Here is a 20,285-nt window from a genome sequence, read left to right on the forward strand (position 1 = left end):
AATAGTTATCAATATATTTTGTGGATAATAGTAATGAGCTAGTTTTATTTTAAGAAAGAACAGAGAAAATGAAAAATATTTATTGGGCAGCTTTGCATTTAGTGCCAGGTATTGGCAATAAAACCTTGCGTCATTTGTATGATTATTTCAAAGATGGCGAAGTAGTTTGGATGGCAGATAAAAAAACTTTACTTGATAGTAAATGTTTATCAGAAAAGACGTTATCTGAATTAATAGAATTTAGACAGGGTTATTCACTGGCGCAATTAGAAGATGAACTATCGCGTTATAAGGTTAAAATCTGTATTGAAGCTGATGAAGAATATCCATCTAGTTTAAAAGAGATTTTTGACCCGCCGTTTATCTTGTATTATCAAGGTGTTTTAAAATCTGATGAGTCTTGTATTGGTGTAGTAGGAGCTAGAGCTTGTACACCGTATGGGGCACAAATTGCGCAAAACATAGCCAGTCAATTAGCAAAAGCTGATTTCACGATAGTTAGCGGTGCTGCCAAAGGTATTGATACGAATGCTCATATCGGTGCGCTTAAAACAGGTCGCACTATTGCTGTATTAGGCTGTGGTCTTGATATAGCTTATCCGCAAGAAAATAAACAATTATTACAAGATATTGCAAAAACGGGAGCGGTCATTTCTGAACTGCCATTAAAAACAGCTCCAATACCGGGAAATTTTCCAGCGAGAAATCGTATTATCACAGGGCTGTCTAAAGGAATTTTAGTAGTAGAAGCTGCTAAAAAAAGTGGTTCACTTATAACAGCAGAGTTGGCACTTAGTGAAGGTCGTGATGTTTTTGCCGTACCAGGAAATATTTATTCTGTAAAAAGCCAAGGTTGTCATAAATTAATACAACAGGGAGCTAAACTCGTTACAAGTGCACAGGATATTATGGATGAATATCATTCTTTTGTGCCTAAAGCGCAAGTTGAAACTGTACAGATAGAGATGACTGCTGAAGAGCAGGCAATTTACGATTATCTATCTTTAACTGAACCGAAATGTACAGATGAAATAATATATAAGCTCAGAATAGATGTTTCCAATATCGCGTTCATTTTATTACAAATGAAACTAAAGGGACTGATAAAAGAAACGAGTCCTAATTTTTATATACGACAACAGAGGTGCGTTTGATGAACAAAAAAACGCTAGTGGTGGTAGAATCTCCAACAAAAGCGAAAACAATTGAAAAATATTTAGGCAATAAAAAATATACAGTAATGGCTTCAATGGGTCATTTGCGTGATTTGCCAAAAAGTCAATTTGGTATAGATGTGGAACACGATTTTACGCCTAAATACATCAATATTCGCGGTAAAGGTGATTTGATAAAAGCATTGAAGAAAGAAGCTAAAAAATCTGAAAAAGTTTATCTAGCTTCAGACCCTGACCGCGAAGGAGAAGCTATTGCGTGGCATTTAGCATATATTTTGGGTATTGACGAACATGAAAAATGCCGTATTGTATTTAATGAAATAACAAAACCTGCTATTCAAGAAGCAGTGAAAAATCCAAAAGCAATCAATATCGATAGAGTAGATGCACAGCAAGCACGTCGTATGCTCGACCGCATTGTGGGTTATAAATTGAGTCCACTTTTATGGAAGAAAATTCGCAAAGGATTAAGTGCTGGCCGTGTGCAATCTGTTACTGTAAAGATGATTTGCGATAGGGAAAAAGAAATACAAAAATTTAAATCAGAAGAATATTGGACAGTGGATTTTAAATTTAAGAAAAAACCACGTTCTAATATGTTTGCAGCTGAATTAATCGCTATTGATGATAAAAAATTGATGATATCAGCAAAAAAAGAAGATATCAAAATCGCTTCTAAAACAGAAGCTGATGATATTTGCCTTGATATCGAAAATGTCGATTTTAAAGTCGTAGAAATTAAAAAACGCCAACGCCAACGCAAAGCACCTGCTCCATTTACAACAAGTAGTTTACAACAAGATGCAGCACGTAAACTTGGTTTTACATCACGTAAAACCATGATGGTAGCGCAACAGCTTTATGAAGGTATTAGCCTTGGCAGAAAAGGTCCTACAGGGCTTATAACGTATATGCGTACTGACTCAACACGTATATCTGATATTGCTTTAAATGAAGCTAGAACTTTTATTGAAGAAAATTTCGGCAAGGAATATCTTCCAGAAAAACCAAATATTTATGTGGCAGGTAAAGCTTCACAAGATGCCCATGAAGCTGTACGTCCTACAAATATTAAACTCACTCCTGCTAGTGTAGAACAGTATTTGACAAAAGAACAACTTAAATTGTATAAACTCATCTGGCAAAGATTTTTAGGCTCACAGATGTTGCCTGCTAATTACGATATGATGAGCGTTACAATGCAAGGTGGAAAATACACAGCGAAAGCTACTGGTTCAAAGATGAAATTTGCTGGTTTCACAGCAGTTTACAATGACAGTGATAGTAAAAAAGAAAAAGATGTAATATTGCCTGATTTAGCAGAAAGCGATGAGCTTTCCATACAGAAAATTGAACCGATGCAACACTTCACTGAACCACCTGCTCGATATAACGATGCTTCGCTTGTCAAAACCTTAGAAGAAAAAGGAATAGGTCGACCAAGCACGTACGCACCGATTATCGAAACAATCTTAGCTCGTGGGTATGTTGTTCGTTCTGATAAGAAATTTGAACCTACAGATTTAGGCTTTGTAGTAGTCGATTTATTAGAAAAATATTTCAAAGAAATCGTTGATGAAAAATTCACGGCTGATTTAGAGTATAAATTAGATGAAATCGCTGTAGGCAAAATTGAAAAAAATACTTTGTTGCGTGAGTTTTACGTTCCATTTGAAAAAACATTAGAACATGCTGAAGAAGAAATCGGTGAAGTTGAAGTACCTGATGAAGTTTCTGATGTGCAGTGTGAATTATGCGGTCGTATGATGGTCGTAAAACAAGGTCGTTATGGTAAATTCTTAGCATGCCCAGGTTTTCCAGAATGTCGCAATACTAAACCGATAATCAAAGACACAGGCGTTAAATGTCCAAAATGTGGCGGTAAAATCATTGAACGCCGTACACGCCGTGGCATTGTCTTTTATGGCTGTGAAAATTATCCAAAATGCGATTACGTTTCTTGGGATATGCCACTTACAACGAATTGTAAAGAATGCGGTTCTTTCTTGTTTAGACATCGTTTTAAAAATGGACGTACTATTTTATATTGTAGCAATGATGAATGTAAAACGCGTAAAGAAGATACGCCGATAAATAGAGAAATCAACAAGATGAAAGAAAAAGAACAAAAAGCAGCCGCAGCTAAATTAGAAGAAGCAAGAGCAAAAGCCGCTGAAAAAGAAAATAGCGATAAAAATGAAGATACGACTGCTAAAGAATAAGATATATTAATTTCGTTTGATGAAAGGATTTAATGTGAAAAAAGTTATTATTGTTGGAGCAGGTATGGCTGGTAGTGAAGCGGCATGGCAAGTTGCCAATCGCGGCATAAAAGTCGATTTATATGAAATGCGTCCTGTAAAATCTACACCTGCACATAAGACAGATAAATTTGCTGAACTTGTTTGTAGCAATTCATTGCGAGGTGCAGGTTTAGAAAATGCTGTAGGCTTATTAAAAGAAGAGATGCGTCGCTTGAAATCCTTGATTATGGAGTCAGCAGACATCAATAGAGTACCAGCAGGTGGAGCACTTGCCGTAGATAGAGAAGGTTTCAGTCAATATATTACAGATAAAGTGAAAAATCATCCAAATATTACTGTAATAAATGAAGAAATCGCTCAAATTCCTACAGAAGAAGATGCCATCACCATTATTGCCAGTGGACCGCTCACTTCAGAAGTATTAGCAAAATCCATAAAAGAATTAACAGGACAAGAATACTTCTATTTCTATGATGCAGCAGCTCCGCTCATCGCTAAAGAAAGCATCGATATGAGTAAAGCATACCGCGCTTCACGTTATGGCAAAGGCACAGCAGATTATATCAACTGTGCTATGGATAAAGAACAATATGAACATTTTTGGCATGAATTAGTAAATGCTGAAATGGCACCGATTAAGGAATTTGAAAAAGCTAAGTTCTTTGAAGGTTGCATGCCTGTAGAAGAAATGGCTCGTCGTGGTGAAGATACATTATTGTTTGGCCCATTAAAACCAGTTGGTTTAGAAGACCCAAGAACAGGTAAAAGACCATATGCTGTAGTTCAACTTCGTCAAGATAATGTAGCCGATAGCCTGTATAATATAGTAGGCTTTCAGACTCATTTAAAATGGCCAGAACAAAAACGCGTATTTGGTTTAATACCAGGTTTAGAAAATGCTGAATTTGTGCGTTACGGTGTAATGCATCGCAATACATTTATAAATTCACCAGAATTACTTCGCCCAACATTACAATTTTATAATCGCGATGATTTGTTATTTGCTGGTCAAATGACAGGCGTAGAAGGTTATGTAGAATCTGCGGCTTCTGGACTTGTAGCTGGTATTAATGCAGCATATTTAGCTAAAGGTCAAGAGCCAGTGATTTTCCCAAAAGAAACGGCACATGGCTCTATGTGTAATTATATAACTTCAGCTGTAGCGAAACATTTTCAGCCAATGAATGCTAATTTTGGATTGATGCCACCGCTTGAAGAACGTATTCGTGATAAAAAATTGAAGAAACAAAAAATAGCGCAGAGAGCATTAGAATTTTTAGATAAATTTAGTGCTGATGTATTGAAAATAAATGAGGAAAACTGATAATATTAATATAATTAATAAATGGAGATGATTATATGGATAGTTTTAAAGCAACCACTATCATAGCCGTAAAAAAAGATGGTAAAACTGCTATTGCAGGCGATGGACAGGTTACTTTTGGACAGGCTGCTATCATGAAAGCAAATGCTCGTAAAGTTCGTCGTTTATATAATAATAAAGTACTTGCAGGCTTTGCAGGTTCTGTTGCTGATGCATTTACTTTATTTGAAAAATTCGAAGCAAAATTGGTTGAATACCATGGCAATTTAACGCGTGCAGCCGTAGAACTTGCCAAAGATTGGCGTATGGATAGAGTATTGCGTAAATTAGAAGCATTATTGCTCGTAGCAGATGAAAATACATTGTTATTGATTTCTGGTAACGGTGAAGTTATTGAACCAGATGGCAATGTGGCTGCTATAGGTTCTGGCGGTTTTTATGCATTAGCTGCTGGTCGCGCACTTGTTAAACACTCTAATCTCAGTGCTGGAGAAGTTGCTAAAGAAGCACTCACACTTGCTGCAGATATCTGCGTATACACAAATCATAATATTATAGTAGAAGAATTAAATTAATAAAGGAGTTTTAGTTGATGAAATTTAACGAACAAATTCCGCGTCAGGTTGTAGAAGAACTCGATAAATATATTGTAGGACAAGCACAGGCAAAACGTTCTGTAGCTATTGCATTGCGCAATAGATGGCGTAGCCGTCATTTACCAGAAGAAATGCGCGATGAAATCATTCCAAAAAATATTTTGATGATTGGTTCAACTGGCGTAGGTAAAACAGAAATTGCTCGTCGTTTAGCTAAATTAGTTAAAGCGCCGTTTGTTAAAGTAGAAGCTACAAAATTTACTGAAGTTGGTTATGTAGGTCGCGATGTTGAATCCATGGTTAGAGATTTAGCAGAAGCAGCTGTTCGCATGGTTAAACAGGAAAAATTAGAAGCAGTTCAAGATAAAGCTAAGGAAATGGCAGAAGAACGAATTCTTGATATTTTTGTACCTGAACCGAAGGAAAAATCTGTAAGTAATCCACTTAATGCTTTATTTGGTGGCAGCAAAGATGAAGATGCAGAAGAAAAACCAGTAGAAGAACCAAAATATTCCGCTGGCCGTGAATGGTGCAGAAAACGCCTTCAAAAAGGTGAATTAGAAAATGAAATTGTTGAAATCAACGTTGAACCAAAAAGTTCACCTGTAATTGGTATGTTTGCAGGTTCTGGCATGGAAGATATGAGCAATAACATTCAAGATATGATTGGTAATCTCATGCCAAAAAAACGTAAAAAACGCAAAGTAACAGTAGCACAAGCACGTGAAATATTTAAACAAGAAGAAGCTCAAAAATTACTCGATATGGAATCAATTGCACATGAAGGATTACGCATTGCAGAACGCAATGGTATTATTTTCCTCGATGAAATTGATAAAGTTGCAGTAAAAGGTTCTTCCTCTGGTCCAGATGTTTCTCGTGAAGGTGTACAGCGTGATATTTTACCTATCGTAGAAGGTAGCACCGTTTCCACAAAATATGGTCAAATGAAAACAGATCATATTTTATTTATCGCAGCTGGTGCTTTCCATATGGCAAAACCATCTGATTTAATCCCAGAACTTCAAGGTCGTTTTCCAATTCGCGTAGAACTCAGTTCTTTGACTGAAGCTGATTTTAAACGTATTTTAACTGAACCAACTAATGCATTGTTAAAACAGTATAAAGCACTTTTAGCAACTGAAGGTGTAACTATTGATTTTACAGAAGATGCAATTGAACGTTTAGCGCAAGTTGCTTGTGAAGTTAATGAACAGACAGAAAATATTGGTGCAAGAAGATTGCATACTATTATGGAAAAATTATTAGAAGATTTATCTTTTGATGCACCAGAACTTGAAGAAAAAAATGTAATGATTGATGCTAATTATGTAAATGAAAAACTTGGTGGCATCATCAAAAACCGCGATTTAAGTCAATTTATTTTATAAGCTATATCTTTAATCCCCCGCTTTTAGTGGGGGATTAAAATTGTTAAATAATATTGTACAAAATTCTAAAAAATATAACAATTATTCTTTTAAATTAAGAATATATATGTTAAAATAAATAAAGGAAATGGTTTAGCAGGGGAAAAACTCTTGCTCAGGAAGGGGATAACAGATGGCGTCTTTACTCGAAAAAACAAGAAAAATAAATAAATTACTTCAAAAAGCAGAAGCTGTAGAATACGATAGCATCTCTCGCGTACTTAGCAATGTTATCGAAGCGAATGTATATATTGTAAGTAAAACAGGTAAAATTTACGGCTATGCATTCCTCGATGATTTTGAATGTGACACTATGATTGACAAAATCGTAAGCCAGGGAGAATTCCCAAAACATTATGTTAATTGGTTGTTAAAAATGGATGCAACATCTCCAAATATTAAACAACAAGAACATTGTGTTTTTGGTGCTGAAAAAGATATTTGTGAAGTTGAAGGAAAAGTTGTCACAATCGTACCTATTTACGGTGTAGGTGAACGTATTGCTACATTAGTATTGGCTAAATTTAATGAAGAATTTAACGATGATGATTTATTATTAGCTGAATATGGTGCAACAGTTGTTGGCATGGAAATTTTACGTGATAATTCTCAAAAAATGGAAGTTGAAGCACGTAAAAAAGCTACTGTTCAGATTGCACTTGCTACACTTTCTTATTCTGAAATCGAAGCTGCTGTTAATATCTTAAGCGAATTAAATGGCACTGAAGGTCTATTAGTAGCTTCTAAAATTGCAGACCGCGTAGGTATTACACGTTCTGTAATAGTCAACGCATTGCGTAAATTTGAATCTGCTGGTGTAATTGAATCTAAATCACTTGGTATGAAAGGTACGTATATTCGCGTATTAAATGACTATTTATTAGAAGAAATTCAAAAACTTAAAAGATAATTATGGAAGATAAAAGCTATCATACATTTATTTTTGTATGATAGCTTTTTATATTAATTTTATTTTTTTATTGAAAGAAAACATAAATAGATGTAAAATATACAAAACTAAAAAATACATATTTCTTATGTTAATATATTATGCTAAAAGGAGTATGAATTTATGAATAATAAAGCTTAAAAATTTAAGGAATATTTAACAATAAATAATATCACTGGATTTAATTTTGAAGAATTTAAAGATGAATTTAATACAGTGATATTTCGTTCTAGAATTATGGTTAAGGGACAGCAACTTCCTATGGCGATAATTTTAGATGATAGTATTTATCGCATGATTAGAGTGCAATTAATTTCTAGTGTGGAAAATACAGAAAAAGTAGTTTCCTTTTTAAATAAATTAAATGCTAAGTATAAATCTTATAAATTTTATTTAACTCAGCAAAATGATTTGATTTTAGACAGCTGTATCATGGGAGAAGATGATGATGAAAGTAAAATAATTATTGCTGTGTTAAATAATATTATAAAACAAATGCAAGATGAATACTCTGAACTTATGAATATCGTTTGGAGTAAATAAGGAGGGTTTTTTATGAAAAAACTAGTATTATTTTTAACTGTGGTAATGGTAATGGTAATGGCATTTTCAAGTATTTGTATGGCTGCTGATGGTGGAGATTTAAACAAAGAACAAAAAGTAGCTGATACATTTATTGCGGCTCTAACTAGTGATAATGTCAATTATGATAAAGTCTCTGCTAATCTCAGTGAAGGATTAAAAACTAAATTAAATGAAAAAGATTTTGTAGGATTAAAAAATGATATTAAAACTAAAATGGGTGATTTAAATCAAGAAAGATTTTTCTCTTTTGAAAGATTACAACCTAATGGACAACAAGATAAATTAACATATATAGCATCTTTTACTAATGAAAAGATGGTGGCAATGGTGTTTGTATTTGATAAAGATACTAAATTAATTGATTTTGGTTTAATGACAATGAAGCCACAAACTAATGCTGAAGCACAGACGACTCAGCAGGCACAATAATTAATGAAATAAAAAGGCCTGGATTTTAAAAATCCAAGCCTTTTTTGTTTATTTTTTATTTAAATCGTAGTTTATAATTGATTGAATTTGTTCTTCATCAGGTGTTACATACAATGTTTTATTATTAGTGAAGATAACAAAACCAGGTTTTGCACCAGATGGTTTTTTTACATATTTACGCTGTACATAATCGACTGGAATTTTAGAAGAGTTACGAGCTTTGCTGAAATATCCTGCGATTTGGGCAGCTAAAAATATTGTATCTTCATCTACTTCATCGCCTTTTGTATCGATGATGACATGAGAGCCAGGAATATCTTTTGTATGAAGCCATATATCATCGTTGTGTGCTACTTTGAAAGTCAGTTTATCATTTTGATAGTTATTTTTGCCTACATATAAAATCATATCATTTGGCAATTTGAATTTATATGGTTTAGATGGAGCAACAGAGGCTTTTTTCTTTGTATCAGGTGGTATAAAGCCTGCTTTTATCATTTCTTGCTTTATATCTTCAATATCAGAAAAAGTATTTACTGTATCAAGGGCGGCTTCAATGGATTGAGCATAATTTTTATCGCGATGACATTGTTTAATCTGAATTTGTAACATTTCTTGAGAACGCTTTAATTTATCATATTTTTTATAATAAGCCTGTGCATTTTGAATTAATGTGAGTTTAGTATCAAGCGTAATTTTTATGAGTGCACCATTTTCGTCATAAATATTAGGTACAGAAATTTCTTTGTCTTTATGGTCTGTAAACTGATATTGGTATGTCATTAAATTATCAGCTTTTATTTTTTGTTTTTCTGCTTTTTGCGCTTTAGAAAATTCTTCAGCAAGTATTTTTTCTTTTTTCACCAAGCGATTTATTTCATTATGAATGATTTTTAAATATGTGTCTTTTTCAGGAATTTTGTTGCTGTTCACAAAGTTCTTAGATTGTTCCATTAAATCATTCATTGTATCAAATGTCTGTACTGTAAATTTATTTTCAGGAAAAGTATGCAAGGCAAATGGTGTCATTGCTTTTATCTTTTGTTTTTTATCCAGGACAAGAGTTGGAGAAAATTCTTTTTGCAGATAACAAGATTTTATTTCATCAATGGCTTTTTGCAATGATTGAAAATCACTATTATCCATTTCTTTAATTAATAAATCATCGTATAATCCAGCAAGATAAATGACTTCCTGAACGCTAACAGGACCAAAACCGAGTGCACTAGCTAAAATTGCTTGATATAGGGTGCCTTCTTTATATATTTTTACGCGTTCAATAAAATCTTCGGAATTGGCATTTAATATATTTAATTTATCTTGAACAGGGGGTAATTCATATTGATGACCAGGCAGAACAGTGCGTACACGGTTATTATTTTCACCGACTTTGCGGAAAGCATCAATAATAGTTCCATCTTGCATTAAAATTAAATTACTGTATTTTCCCATCAGTTCAGCAACTAGTGTTTTTGTTATGATAACACCTTTAGGTCCTAATGTATCAATATCGATTAATGCCATGCGGTCAAGACCGTATTGACTGATTGAGGCAATGCGTCCGCCTTCGAGCTGTTTGCGTAAAACCATGCAAAAAACAGGTGGTTCAGGTGGATTTTCCGGTTGAACAGGTGTTATATTTACCATAGGGTTTTGAGGATTTATGGATAAATATAAAATATGAGTTTGTCTTGGTTGACGTATATAAAAATATACATCTTGCTTATTTGGCTGACAAATGCGGTCAATGCGACCACCAGCGATTTTTTCATTTAATTCATCTATTAAAGGTTTTAAAGAAAAACCGTCTAAGCTCATAAAAAATAGCTCCTTTCAGTATAATTTTATCGCAATTATATTGGTTGATTTTTAATTATTTAGATATTTTTATAGGAAAACTAAGCAGTATATTTATTTTAATGATTTTTTGATGTTGTGTAAATAGTGGTAGGTTTTCATCTAGGCATTTTTCGTCAAAAAATCAGCATTAATTGATGTATTATGAAAGAAAATAGATATGTACAATGTATTTAAGCAGGATTATTGATAATAAATAGCGAACTATATTTTAGTTATTTGTTATAAAATCTATATTGTTTGTTGCAGACAATATATAAATTAAGGTAAAATCGTATATGATTTTAAGGAGGATTTTGTAATGAAGTTTGATTTTGTTAAATGGCAGGCTTGTGGAAATGATTTTGTACTGGTAAATGCGTTTAATGGTGAAGATGTGTCTGAAATCAGAAATAATGCCGAAAAAATCTGTGACCGTCATTTTGGTGCAGGTGCAGATGGTGTTATTTTTATTTTGCCATCAAAAGTAGCAGATTTTCGCATGCAGATTATCAACAGCGATGGTAGTGAAGCTGAAATGTGTGGCAATGGTATTCGTTGTTTTGCTAAAGCTGTTTATGGTGCAGGGCTCACTACTAAGCGTAAATTTGCAGTAGAAACGGGAGCTGGCATCATCATTCCAGAAATTCAAGAAGATGGTACTGTTCATGTTGATATGGGAGAACCAATTTTGGAAGGTGACAAAATTCCAGTTGCTGGCTTTGGCAATGGAAAAGTAATCAATGAAGATATCATAGTTGATGGAAAAAATTATAAGATGACATGTGTATCTATGGGCAATCCACATTGTGTTGTCTTTGTAGATGATATCAACGAAATTAAATTGGATGAAATCGGTCCTAAATTTGAAACACATAGTGCTTTTCCACGTAAGACAAATACGGAATTTGTAGAAATTAAAAATGATGGTTATGTACGTATGCGTGTTTGGGAACGTGGTGCTGGCATTACATTAGCATGTGGAACGGGTTCTTGTGCTACAGGTGTTGCATGCATGCTCAATAATTTGACTAAACGACAGATACAAGTAGAACTTGATGGTGGTATACTTAAAATTGAATGGGCTGACAATAATCATATTTATATGACTGGCCCAGCTACAAAAGTATATGAAGCTAGATGGGTTGATTAAGGGGGATTAATGTGCCAAGAAGTATGACTGGTTTTGGCAGTGCACAGTTTGATGATGGTAAATATAAAATCGGCGTAGAAATGAAAGCCGTAAATAATCGTTATCGTGATGTATCAGTGCGTATGCCAAATATGTTGCGTTCATTAGAGACGGATATTGTTGGTGTTTTGAACGAATATAATTTACGTGGTAAAATAGACATATATATAAATTTTGTTGATAATAGCGATAATAAAAAACAATTATCAGTTGACAGAAATTTATTAGTTGCGTATTATAGTAGCTTGCAGGAAATTGAAAATACGATAAAAAAAGCGTATAAAAAAAGTAAATTTGACAAGATTTCCTTGGTGGATTTAGCCTCTTATCCGGGAATTGTTAATGAAGAAGATGTACAGCTCAATTTAGAAGAAATAAAACCTTTATTGCTTAAAACGGTTAAAGAAGCTACAGAAGCCTTCGTTAAGATGAAAGAAATCGAAGGAGAAAATCTCAAAAAAGATTTGACGAAACGCATAGCTGTAATTGCTGATTTAGTGGAAAAAATTCGTTTAGTTGCTCCAGAAAGATTGGTTAATTATCGCAATCATTTAATGGAAGTATTGAATGGACTTTTGGCGGAAACAGATATTGAGGAAAGTCGCGTTATTCAAGAATGTGCTATAATGGCTGACAAAATAGATATTACAGAAGAGCTTGTACGCATGGACAGTCATTTACAACAGTTTGGCGAAAGTTTAAATGCCAAAGGTAATATCGGCAGAAAAATGGATTTCATTGTACAAGAGATGAATCGCGAAACGAATACAATGGCATCGAAAGCTAATAATGCTAATATCGCTAAATTAGTAGTAGAAATAAAAGGCGAATTAGAAAAGATACGTGAACAAATCCAAAATATTGAATAACCATTAAAGGTGAAGCTGTAATAATGAAAGTTAATTTGATTAACATTGGTTATGGTAATATCGTAGCCGCTAACAGAATTATTTCCATAATTGGCCCAGAGTCAGCACCTGTGAAGAGAATTATTCAAGATGCAAAAGAAGCCAAAAATTTAATAGATGCAACATTTGGCAAGAAGACTCGTTCTGTGATTATCATGGACAGCGGACATGTCATATTATCTGCTGTACAGCCAGAAACAGTGGCCAGCCGAATTAATATTGAAATAAGAAGAGAAAAGGATTAAAACGATGAGTAAAAAAAAGGGGAATTTGATAGTCATTTCTGGACCATCAGGTACAGGAAAAGGGACAGTTTGCAAACAATTATTGCAAAAGCATAGTGAAATAGCATATTCTATTTCAGCAACTACTCGTGCGCCACGCGTAGGCGAAGTTAATGGTAAAGACTATTGGTTTTTATCAAAAGAAGAATTTCAACAGATGATTAATGAAAATAAACTTTTGGAATGGGCAGAAGTTTATGGTAATTATTATGGTACACCAGTGGAAAAAGTGCGCGAAGTATTAGAAAGTGGCCGTGATATGCTACTTGAAATCGATACAAAAGGTGCATTAAATGTGCAGAAAATCTTTTTAAAAGAAGCTACATTTATATTTTTAATTCCACCATCTTTAAAAGAACTCGAAAAACGCATTCGCGGTCGTGGCAAAGATTCTGAAGAAGCAATTGTACGCCGTCTTGATGAAGCTGTAGGCGAAATCTCACGTGGCAATAATTATGATTATATTATTGTAAATGATGTAGTCGATGATGTAGTTAGAAAAATCGAATATATTATTGAAGCAGAACGCTGTGCAGTGTATAATAATTTAGATAAGCTACAAGAGCTTATGAATGAAAAAAAGTAAAATGATTTAAAAAGGAGAGGATTTATAATGGATATTGTACATCCTTCTATGGACCAACTTTTACCAAAAGTTGATAGTAAATACACATTAGTGGTATTAGCAGCAAAAAGAGCTAGACAAATTTTAACAGGTTCTCCTGTAAAATCCCAATTACAATCTCACAAAGATGTAACAAATGCTCTTGAAGAAATTGCTGAAGATAAAATCACTTATAAACGTGAAAAAAAAGCATTATAATAAGGGGCTAAAAAATGCTGAAAGATAAAAATGTCTTGTTGGCTGTTTGCGGTGGGATAGCTGTCTATAAAGTTATAGAAGTTGCCAGTCGTCTGCGCAAAGCAGGGGCTAATGTGCATGTAGTCATGACAAAAGAGGCTACTAATTTCGTAACACCACTCACATTTCAAGAAATCAGTGGCAATCCTGTCAATGTTTCTATGTGGGAAAAAGTTACAAATTGGAATGTTGAACATATTGCATTGGCTAATTTAGCTGACTTAGTGCTCGTTGCACCAGCTACAGCCAATATAATTGGTAAAATTGCTGGTGGCATAGCTGATGATATGCTTTCTACAGTTATCATGGCAACAAAAGCACCTGTATTATTAGCACCAGCTATGAATAGCAATATGTATACAAATCCAATAACACAGCGCAACTTGGATACTTTACGTCAATTTAATTACAAAATAATTGAGCCAGCTAGTGGTCATCTTGCTTGTGGTGTAAATGGTATAGGAAGATTGCCAGAAGCTGTAGACTTATTCCATGAAGTAGAAGATTATTTTGCTAAAATGGATAAGAAGCAATCGCTTGCAGGTAAAAAAGTAATAGTAAGTGCAGCAGGCACTAGAGAACCGATTGACCCAGTGCGCTATATTAGCAATCGTTCTAGTGGAAAAATGGGGTATGCCATAGCTGAGGAAGCAGCACAGCGCGGAGCTGATGTAGTGCTCGTTTCAGGCATTACTAATCTTCCTGCACCGGAAAATGTAAAAGTGATTAAAGTAGAGTCTGCACGCGATATGCAGAGCAATATTGAGCAGTATTTTCCAGATAGCGATATAACAATCATGGCAGCAGCTGTATCTGATTATCGTGTAAAAGAAGTTGCTGAGCAGAAAATTAAAAAATCTGATGAAGTTATGACAATAGAACTCGTCAAAAATCCAGATATTTTAAAAGGTCTTGGTGAAAAGAAGACGGATAAACAGTTTTTAGTAGGCTTTGCTGCTGAAACGCAAAATGTTTTAGAATATGCGCAAGGAAAATTACAACGTAAAAACTTGGATATGATTGTGGCAAATGATGTAAGTCAAGCACAAGCAGGTTTTAATGTTGATACAAATATTGCTAAGATTATCACACGTGATGGGCAAATAAAACAAGCACCATTGATGAAAAAAACAGAACTTGCTCAATTAATTTTTGATATAATTGAAGAAAAAATGAATATAAAAGCTTAAAGTATACTTATTAGAAATTTATTGTCTAGAGATAGGCAATAAATTTTTTTTTATTTTTAACATGGTAATAAATCTGCTATAATATCTATATTATGTATTTAAAATTATTTTAAAGAGGTAATTTTTATGGCTAAAAAGAAAGATAAACAATCATTGAAAAAAGATATATGGAATAATTATTCTGCTAGTGAAAAAAAAGCATTAGAAAAACTTTGTCTTAATTATCGTAATTTTTTAAGCCAATGCAAAACAGAACGTGAATGTGTAAAAGAAATCATTGCTCAAGCTGAAAGTTGTGGATATAAAGATTTAAACACTATTTTAGCTAACAATGAAACACTTCAAACTGGTGATAAAGTTTATGCTGTTTGCATGAAAAAATCTGTAGCTTTATTCAATATTGGTAGCGAACCTATGGAAAACGGCATGAATATTCTCGGTGCTCATATAGATAGCCCACGCCTTGATATTAAACAAAATCCACTTTATGAAGATGGTGGACTTGCTTATATGGATACACATTATTATGGTGGTATTAAAAAATATCAGTGGGTTACTGTACCGCTTGCTATTCATGGTGTAGTTGTAAAAAAAGATGGAACAGTTGTTGATGTTGTCATCGGGGAAGATGAAGCTGACCCAGTATTTTGCGTTACAGATTTGTTAGTTCACTTATCTCAAGAACAGATGCAGAAAAATGCTGCTAAAGTTATAGAAGGTGAAAATCTCGATATCCTTGTGGGTACAATTCCACTTAAAGATACAGAAAAAGAAGCTGTTAAAGCAAATGTTTTGAAAATCGTTGGCAAAAAATACGATTTTGAAGAAGAAGATTTCCTTTCTGCTGAATTGGAAGTTGTTCCAGCTGGTAAAGCGCGTGAACTTGGTTTTGACCGCAGTATGATTATCTCTTATGGTCAAGATGATAGAGTTTGTGCATATACTTCTCTTGTAGCTATGCTTGAAACAAAGACAATGAAACGCACATCATGCTGCCTTTTAGTTGATAAAGAAGAAATCGGTTCTGTTGGTGCAACAGGAATGCAATCTCGTTTCTTTGAAAATACATTAGCTGAAATCTTGAATTTACTTGGACAATACAGTGATTTATCATTAAGACGTTGCCTTGCTAATTCTAAAATGCTTTCTTCTGATGTAACATCTGCTTATGATGCTTTATACAAATCTTCTTTTGATATGAAAAATATTGCATATCTCGGTCATGGCATGGCATTTAATAAATTTACAGGTGCTCGTGGTAAATCTGGTTCTAATGATGCAAATGCTGAATATCTCGGCAATATTCGTTCTATCATGGACAAAAATAATGTATCTATTCAGTTCTCTGAACTTGGTCGCGTTGACCTTGGCGGTGGCGGAACTATAGCGTATATCATGGCTCTTTATGGTATGCAGGTAATTGATAGTGGTGTAGCTGTACTCAATATGCACGCTCCATGGGAAATCACTAGTAAAATTGATGTGTATGAAACTAAAAAAGGTTATAGTGCTTTCTTAAAAGATGCATAATATTATAGAAATAAATTAGTTGGATTATAAAAAGAGATAGATATTGTTTGAACTACACCCTAAAATTTGGACATAAAAACAATTTTTAGGGTGTATATCATGTATTATCTATCTCTTTTTTTGTGCTTATAGTATTTAAACAGTATTCAATTATTAAGAAGTAAATCATTAAAAATAAAAATTAATTTATTGAGTAATATTTGTTTTAAAGAAAATATTTTAAGGTATATTAACAAATAGTAAATTATAGCTACCGTTTGTCATTGATATATGATAAAATAAGTAAAGATATTTAACAGAATGTTTTTTTATTAGTAATGATGGAGGTTTTTATTGTGGCTGATGTTAAGTATAAACGCATAGTATTCAAACTTAGTGGTGAATCTTTAGCTGGAGAACAGAGATTTGGTATCAATCCAGAAGTTGTAGAATCTATTGCTAGACAGATAAAAAAAGTTCGTGAGTTCGGTATTGAAGTAGCCGTTGTTGTTGGCGGTGGTAATATTTGGAGAGGCTTATCTGGTAGTAATAAGGGCATGGACAGAGCAACAGCTGATTATATGGGAATGCTCGCTACAGTAATGAATGCTTTGGCACTTCAAGATGCACTTGAAAGTATGGGTATAGATAGTAGAGTTCAGTCTGCTATTGAAATGCGTCAGGTAGCGGAACCATATATTCGCCGCAAGGCTATTCGTCATTTGGAAAAAGGTAGAGTTGTTATCTTTGGTGCAGGTACTGGTAATCCATACTTTTCTACAGATACAACAGCTGCTCTTCGTGCTGCTGAAATTGAAGCAGAAGTTATTTTAATGGGTAAAAAGAATACAGACGGTGTATATGATTCTGACCCTAATAAAAATCCACAAGCTAAGAAATTTGATAGTCTTGAATATATGGAAGTTTTAAATCGTGGTTTAGCAGTAATGGATTCCACTGCTACAAGCCTTTGTATGGATAATAAAATTCCTTTAGTAGTATTTAACATTGATAATCATGAAAATATTGTAAAAGCTGCTCTTGGAGAAAATATAGGTACAACTGTTGGAGGTAAGGCATAATATGGTAAAAGACGTAATAAAAACACAAGAAGAACGTATGAAAAAAGCTGTTACAGCTGCAAGAGGCGAATTTGCATCTCTTCGTGCAGGTCGTGCAACTCCTGCACTTTTAGATAAAGTTTCTGTAGAATACTATGGCTCTTTAGTTCCTGTTAATCAGGTAGCAAATATTTCTGTACCAGAACCTAGAATGATTGTTATTCAGCCTTGGGAAAAAACTATGTTACATGAAATTGAAAAAGCTATTACTAAATCTGATTTAGGTTTAAGCCCTAACAGTGATGGTAGTGTTATTCGCTTAAATATTCCACAGCTCACAGAAGACCGTCGTAAAGATTTAGTTAAGACTTTAAATAAACGCGCTGAAGAATCTAAAGTTGCTGTTCGTAATATCCGTCGTGATGCTAATGACGCTATTAAAAAATTAGAAAAAGCTAAATCTATAACAGAAGATGAAGCTAAAAAAGGTCAAGAAGATGTACAGAAAATCGTTGACAAATACATCAAAGAAATAGATGCTGCTAGAGCAGAAAAAGAAAAAGAAATAATGGAAGTATAATAATTATGGAATATGTAGGATTACCTGCTATTGATGTTATTGAAAGATTAAATGCTAATAATGTAAAATTTAAGATAAATTATACTGTGCCGATAAAAGGCTATTTTAAAGTTGACCCTGATAAATTGTATATTATTAGAGTGAGAAAATTAGAAGATGATATTTTAGAGCTTACTGCTGCTGCTAAAATGCGAAAGGAGGTGTCCTAGATGGCTTATAAAATTACTGACGAATGTATTTCTTGCGGTGCTTGCGCTGGTACTTGTCCTGTAGGTGCAATTTCTGAAGGCGAAAACCATTATGAAATTGACCCAGATATGTGCGTTGAATGTGGTGCATGTCAAGCTGGCTGCCCTGCAGGTGCTATTGAAGCATAATTATTTTTCATGCGTAGCCCCTCTATTATTAATTAAGAGGGGCTAGTTTATTATATTAGTAAATTTATGTAAGAGGAGTAATAAGGAAATGCTCAAAAAGATTTTTTTTAAGAAAAAAACGCAGAGGAAACATATTGTGTCTAAAGATAATTTAGATTTAAATAAATTACCTCAACATATTGGCATAATAATGGATGGAAACGGTCGTTGGGCTACAGGAAAAGGCCTTATTAGAACTTCTGGACATAAAGCAGGCGCAAACACAGTAAAAAATATATTAATGACATGTATAAAACTTAATATTCCGGTTTTAACAGTATATGCATTTTCTACAGAAAACTGGAAAAGACCTATTACGGAAGTAAATTTTTTAATGAATTTATTTTCTAATTTTTTAGCAGCTCAAATTGAAGATTTATGTAAAAATAATGTTCAAATAAAATTTATTGGTAGAATTGATGAATTACCTGGTACTTTAGCAAAAGAATTTCATAAAGCAGAAGAAATTACTAAAGATAATACAGGTGTAAAATTTAATGTAGCTATAAACTATGGTGGGCGTGATGAAATCGTTACTGCTGTGAAGAATATTGCAAAACAAGTAAATGATGGTACGCTTTCTGTAGAACAGATAGATGATAAAATAATTGATGACAGTTTATATACAAAAGGTCTTCCACCTGTGGATTTAATGATACGTACAAGTGGAGATATGCGTCTTAGCAATTTCTTATTATGGCAATCAGCTTATGCTGAATTTTGGTTTACAAAGACAAATTGGCCAGATTTTACATCAGAAGAATTTATTGAAGCACTAATTGATTTTCAACATAGAGATAGACGTTTTGGCGGATTAGATAAGAAATTAAATTAAAGGCGGTGTGTATTTTGCTAACACGAATTATCAGTGGAATTGTTGGGATAATAGCTGCCGGAATAATAATACAAACAGGTAGTTGGCTGTTTATAATAGCTGTACTTGTTTTAGCTATGTTGGCATGGGTAGAATATTCTCATGCTTTTGCACATAAAGGTATAAATTTACCTACTGTTTTTGGAGCAATTTTAACTGTATATGCTATTTTAGAAGCAGTATTATTACCGGAATATATAGTATTTCCATTTATGGTAGTATTGATGTTTGTATTCTTTAAGATGATATTTAATCATAGTTCTTTTTCTGTACAGCAGGCATGTATTATGTTAGCTGGTATTATGTATATCGTAATACCGTTTTATCATTTGACAGCATTACGCACTTTAGGTGGTGATGTTGTATTGGCAACAAATTCATTAATGGGAGATTTTACAGCAGGTTGTGCACTTGTTTGGTTGACTTTCATCGGCACATGGGCAAGTGATACATTTGCTTATTTTGTTGGTTGTAGCATAGGCAAACATCGTCTTTGCGAAACAATAAGTCCTAAAAAAAGCATTGAAGGATTTGTTGGCGGTATTGTAGGTACTATGATTTGTATGGCAATATTAGGCAATATTTTTGGTTTTAATTTAATTGTTATGCTCGTAATGGGAGCTTTGATTGCTGTAATTGGAACTTTAGGCGATTTAGTAGAGTCTTGTTTTAAACGATATGTGGGTATTAAAGATTCTGGTAATTTAATTCCAGGTCACGGCGGAGTATTAGACCGCTTTGATAGTTTGTTGTTCACAGCTCCGCTTGTTTATTATACAGCGGTATTTTTATTGGGTTTTTGATTAGATTAAAGGAGTATT

Annotated in this window: 22 protein-coding genes; 21 read left to right on the top strand and 1 reads right to left on the bottom strand. The window is 33.6% G+C overall.

The features are described from left to right. Positions 1–68: 68 nt before the first annotated feature. From dprA to CKV65_RS02790, 8 genes are all read left to right on the top strand, one after another. Entirely contained in the window at positions 69–1,154 is a 1,086-nt protein-coding gene (gene dprA / locus CKV65_RS02755; protein ID WP_027890872.1) for a DNA-processing protein DprA, read from the top strand. Next, positions 1,154–3,397 (top strand): type I DNA topoisomerase, encoded by a 2,244-nt coding sequence (gene topA, locus CKV65_RS02760; RefSeq protein ID WP_027890873.1) that lies wholly within the window; start codon positions 1,154–1,156, stop codon positions 3,395–3,397. The genes dprA and topA overlap by 1 nt, the downstream gene beginning before the upstream one ends. Before the next feature lie 34 nt (positions 3,398–3,431). Beyond that, on the top strand, positions 3,432–4,763 hold the full coding sequence (trmFO, locus tag CKV65_RS02765) for an FADH(2)-oxidizing methylenetetrahydrofolate--tRNA-(uracil(54)-C(5))-methyltransferase TrmFO (RefSeq protein WP_027890874.1): 1,332 nt from the start codon (positions 3,432–3,434) through the stop codon (positions 4,761–4,763). Positions 4,764–4,798: 35 nt separating this feature from the next. Beyond that, positions 4,799–5,338 (top strand): ATP-dependent protease subunit HslV, encoded by a 540-nt coding sequence (hslV, locus tag CKV65_RS02770; RefSeq protein WP_027890875.1) that lies wholly within the window; start codon positions 4,799–4,801, stop codon positions 5,336–5,338. Positions 5,339–5,355: 17 nt separating this feature from the next. Beyond that, positions 5,356–6,750, top strand: coding sequence for an ATP-dependent protease ATPase subunit HslU (gene hslU / locus CKV65_RS02775; protein WP_027890876.1), 1,395 nt, complete (start codon positions 5,356–5,358; stop codon positions 6,748–6,750). A 172-nt stretch (positions 6,751–6,922) separates the two neighbouring features. Then, complete coding sequence (gene codY, locus CKV65_RS02780; RefSeq protein ID WP_027890877.1) at positions 6,923–7,699, top strand: GTP-sensing pleiotropic transcriptional regulator CodY; 777 nt, start codon at positions 6,923–6,925, stop codon at positions 7,697–7,699. A gap of 276 nt (positions 7,700–7,975) precedes the next feature. Then, entirely contained in the window at positions 7,976–8,281 is a 306-nt protein-coding gene (locus CKV65_RS02785) for a hypothetical protein (RefSeq protein WP_143746725.1), read from the top strand. Positions 8,282–8,293: 12 nt separating this feature from the next. Next, entirely contained in the window at positions 8,294–8,752 is a 459-nt protein-coding gene (locus CKV65_RS02790) for a DUF3887 domain-containing protein (protein ID WP_027890878.1), read from the top strand. Between the two features lie 48 nt (positions 8,753–8,800). On the opposite strand, the gene CKV65_RS02795 is transcribed toward CKV65_RS02790, so the two are convergent. Continuing rightward, positions 8,801–10,570, bottom strand: coding sequence for an Rqc2 family fibronectin-binding protein (locus CKV65_RS02795; RefSeq protein ID WP_027890879.1), 1,770 nt, complete (start codon positions 10,568–10,570; stop codon positions 8,801–8,803). 340 nt (positions 10,571–10,910) lie between these two features. Between CKV65_RS02795 and dapF the strand changes: the two genes are divergently transcribed. The 13 genes from dapF to CKV65_RS02860 all read left to right on the top strand — a co-directional run bounded on the left by dapF (position 10,911) and on the right by CKV65_RS02860 (position 20,267). Further along, entirely contained in the window at positions 10,911–11,741 is an 831-nt protein-coding gene (dapF, locus tag CKV65_RS02800; protein WP_027890880.1) for a diaminopimelate epimerase, read from the top strand. Positions 11,742–11,752: 11 nt separating this feature from the next. Further along, the gene (locus tag CKV65_RS02805; RefSeq protein ID WP_027890881.1) at positions 11,753–12,649 is read left to right on the top strand and encodes a YicC/YloC family endoribonuclease; all 897 of its coding nucleotides are present in this window, start codon (positions 11,753–11,755) and stop codon (positions 12,647–12,649) included. A 23-nt stretch (positions 12,650–12,672) separates the two neighbouring features. Then, positions 12,673–12,933, top strand: a complete 261-nt coding sequence (gene remA / locus CKV65_RS02810) for an extracellular matrix/biofilm regulator RemA (RefSeq protein ID WP_027890882.1) — start codon at positions 12,673–12,675, stop codon at positions 12,931–12,933. A 4-nt stretch (positions 12,934–12,937) separates the two neighbouring features. Then, positions 12,938–13,558: a guanylate kinase gene (gmk, locus tag CKV65_RS02815; RefSeq protein ID WP_027890883.1), complete on the top strand. Its 621-nt coding sequence runs from the start codon at positions 12,938–12,940 to the stop codon at positions 13,556–13,558. 27 nt (positions 13,559–13,585) lie between these two features. After that, positions 13,586–13,795 carry a DNA-directed RNA polymerase subunit omega gene (gene rpoZ, locus CKV65_RS02820; RefSeq protein ID WP_036254990.1) on the top strand — a complete coding sequence of 70 codons (210 nt, stop codon included), beginning with the start codon at positions 13,586–13,588 and terminating at the stop codon, positions 13,793–13,795. A 14-nt stretch (positions 13,796–13,809) separates the two neighbouring features. Then, entirely contained in the window at positions 13,810–15,024 is a 1,215-nt protein-coding gene (gene coaBC / locus CKV65_RS02825) for a bifunctional phosphopantothenoylcysteine decarboxylase/phosphopantothenate--cysteine ligase CoaBC (protein WP_027890885.1), read from the top strand. A 126-nt stretch (positions 15,025–15,150) separates the two neighbouring features. Next, the gene (locus CKV65_RS02830; protein ID WP_027890886.1) at positions 15,151–16,554 is read left to right on the top strand and encodes an aminopeptidase; all 1,404 of its coding nucleotides are present in this window, start codon (positions 15,151–15,153) and stop codon (positions 16,552–16,554) included. 320 nt (positions 16,555–16,874) lie between these two features. Beyond that, a complete protein-coding gene (gene pyrH, locus CKV65_RS02835) occupies positions 16,875–17,615 on the top strand; it encodes a UMP kinase (protein ID WP_036255002.1) in 741 nt (246 codons plus the stop codon). A 1-nt stretch (position 17,616) separates the two neighbouring features. Then, the gene (frr, locus tag CKV65_RS02840) at positions 17,617–18,174 is read left to right on the top strand and encodes a ribosome recycling factor (protein WP_027890888.1); all 558 of its coding nucleotides are present in this window, start codon (positions 17,617–17,619) and stop codon (positions 18,172–18,174) included. 5 nt (positions 18,175–18,179) lie between these two features. Next, positions 18,180–18,383, top strand: a complete 204-nt coding sequence (locus CKV65_RS02845; protein ID WP_027890889.1) for a hypothetical protein — start codon at positions 18,180–18,182, stop codon at positions 18,381–18,383. Continuing rightward, positions 18,384–18,551, top strand: coding sequence for a DUF362 domain-containing protein (locus CKV65_RS02850; RefSeq protein ID WP_027890890.1), 168 nt, complete (start codon positions 18,384–18,386; stop codon positions 18,549–18,551). An 88-nt stretch (positions 18,552–18,639) separates the two neighbouring features. After that, positions 18,640–19,425, top strand: coding sequence for an isoprenyl transferase (locus CKV65_RS02855; protein WP_027890891.1), 786 nt, complete (start codon positions 18,640–18,642; stop codon positions 19,423–19,425). 5 nt (positions 19,426–19,430) lie between these two features. Then, positions 19,431–20,267 carry a phosphatidate cytidylyltransferase gene (locus tag CKV65_RS02860; RefSeq protein ID WP_420891135.1) on the top strand — a complete coding sequence of 279 codons (837 nt, stop codon included), beginning with the start codon at positions 19,431–19,433 and terminating at the stop codon, positions 20,265–20,267. Positions 20,268–20,285: the final 18 nt, after the last annotated feature.

The organism is Megamonas hypermegale, assembly GCF_900187035.1.
Lineage (GTDB): Bacteria > Bacillota > Negativicutes > Selenomonadales > Selenomonadaceae > Megamonas > Megamonas hypermegale.

Excerpts from the sequence above, each read along its gene's own strand:
- CKV65_RS02855 (WP_027890891.1), top strand. The coding sequence starts at position 18,640 with ATGCTCAAAAAGATTTTTTTTAAGAAAAAAACGCAGAGGAAACATATT.
- dapF (WP_027890880.1), top strand. The coding sequence starts at position 10,911 with ATGAAGTTTGATTTTGTTAAATGGCAGGCTTGTGGAAATGATTTTGTA.
- rpoZ (WP_036254990.1), top strand. The coding sequence starts at position 13,586 with ATGGATATTGTACATCCTTCTATGGACCAACTTTTACCAAAAGTTGAT.
- coaBC (WP_027890885.1), top strand. The coding sequence starts at position 13,810 with ATGCTGAAAGATAAAAATGTCTTGTTGGCTGTTTGCGGTGGGATAGCT.
- CKV65_RS02850 (WP_027890890.1), top strand. The coding sequence starts at position 18,384 with ATGGCTTATAAAATTACTGACGAATGTATTTCTTGCGGTGCTTGCGCT.
- hslV (WP_027890875.1), top strand. The coding sequence starts at position 4,799 with ATGGATAGTTTTAAAGCAACCACTATCATAGCCGTAAAAAAAGATGGT.
- codY (WP_027890877.1), top strand. The coding sequence starts at position 6,923 with ATGGCGTCTTTACTCGAAAAAACAAGAAAAATAAATAAATTACTTCAA.
- frr (WP_027890888.1), top strand. The coding sequence starts at position 17,617 with ATGGTAAAAGACGTAATAAAAACACAAGAAGAACGTATGAAAAAAGCT.
- dprA (WP_027890872.1), top strand. The coding sequence starts at position 69 with ATGAAAAATATTTATTGGGCAGCTTTGCATTTAGTGCCAGGTATTGGC.
- remA (WP_027890882.1), top strand. The coding sequence starts at position 12,673 with ATGAAAGTTAATTTGATTAACATTGGTTATGGTAATATCGTAGCCGCT.
- CKV65_RS02790 (WP_027890878.1), top strand. The coding sequence starts at position 8,294 with ATGAAAAAACTAGTATTATTTTTAACTGTGGTAATGGTAATGGTAATG.
- CKV65_RS02830 (WP_027890886.1), top strand. The coding sequence starts at position 15,151 with ATGGCTAAAAAGAAAGATAAACAATCATTGAAAAAAGATATATGGAAT.
- gmk (WP_027890883.1), top strand. The coding sequence starts at position 12,938 with ATGAGTAAAAAAAAGGGGAATTTGATAGTCATTTCTGGACCATCAGGT.
- CKV65_RS02795 (WP_027890879.1), bottom strand. The coding sequence starts at position 10,570 with ATGAGCTTAGACGGTTTTTCTTTAAAACCTTTAATAGATGAATTAAAT.
- CKV65_RS02785 (WP_143746725.1), top strand. The coding sequence starts at position 7,976 with ATGGTTAAGGGACAGCAACTTCCTATGGCGATAATTTTAGATGATAGT.
- pyrH (WP_036255002.1), top strand. The coding sequence starts at position 16,875 with ATGGAGGTTTTTATTGTGGCTGATGTTAAGTATAAACGCATAGTATTC.
- hslU (WP_027890876.1), top strand. The coding sequence starts at position 5,356 with ATGAAATTTAACGAACAAATTCCGCGTCAGGTTGTAGAAGAACTCGAT.
- topA (WP_027890873.1), top strand. The coding sequence starts at position 1,154 with ATGAACAAAAAAACGCTAGTGGTGGTAGAATCTCCAACAAAAGCGAAA.
- CKV65_RS02845 (WP_027890889.1), top strand. The coding sequence starts at position 18,180 with ATGGAATATGTAGGATTACCTGCTATTGATGTTATTGAAAGATTAAAT.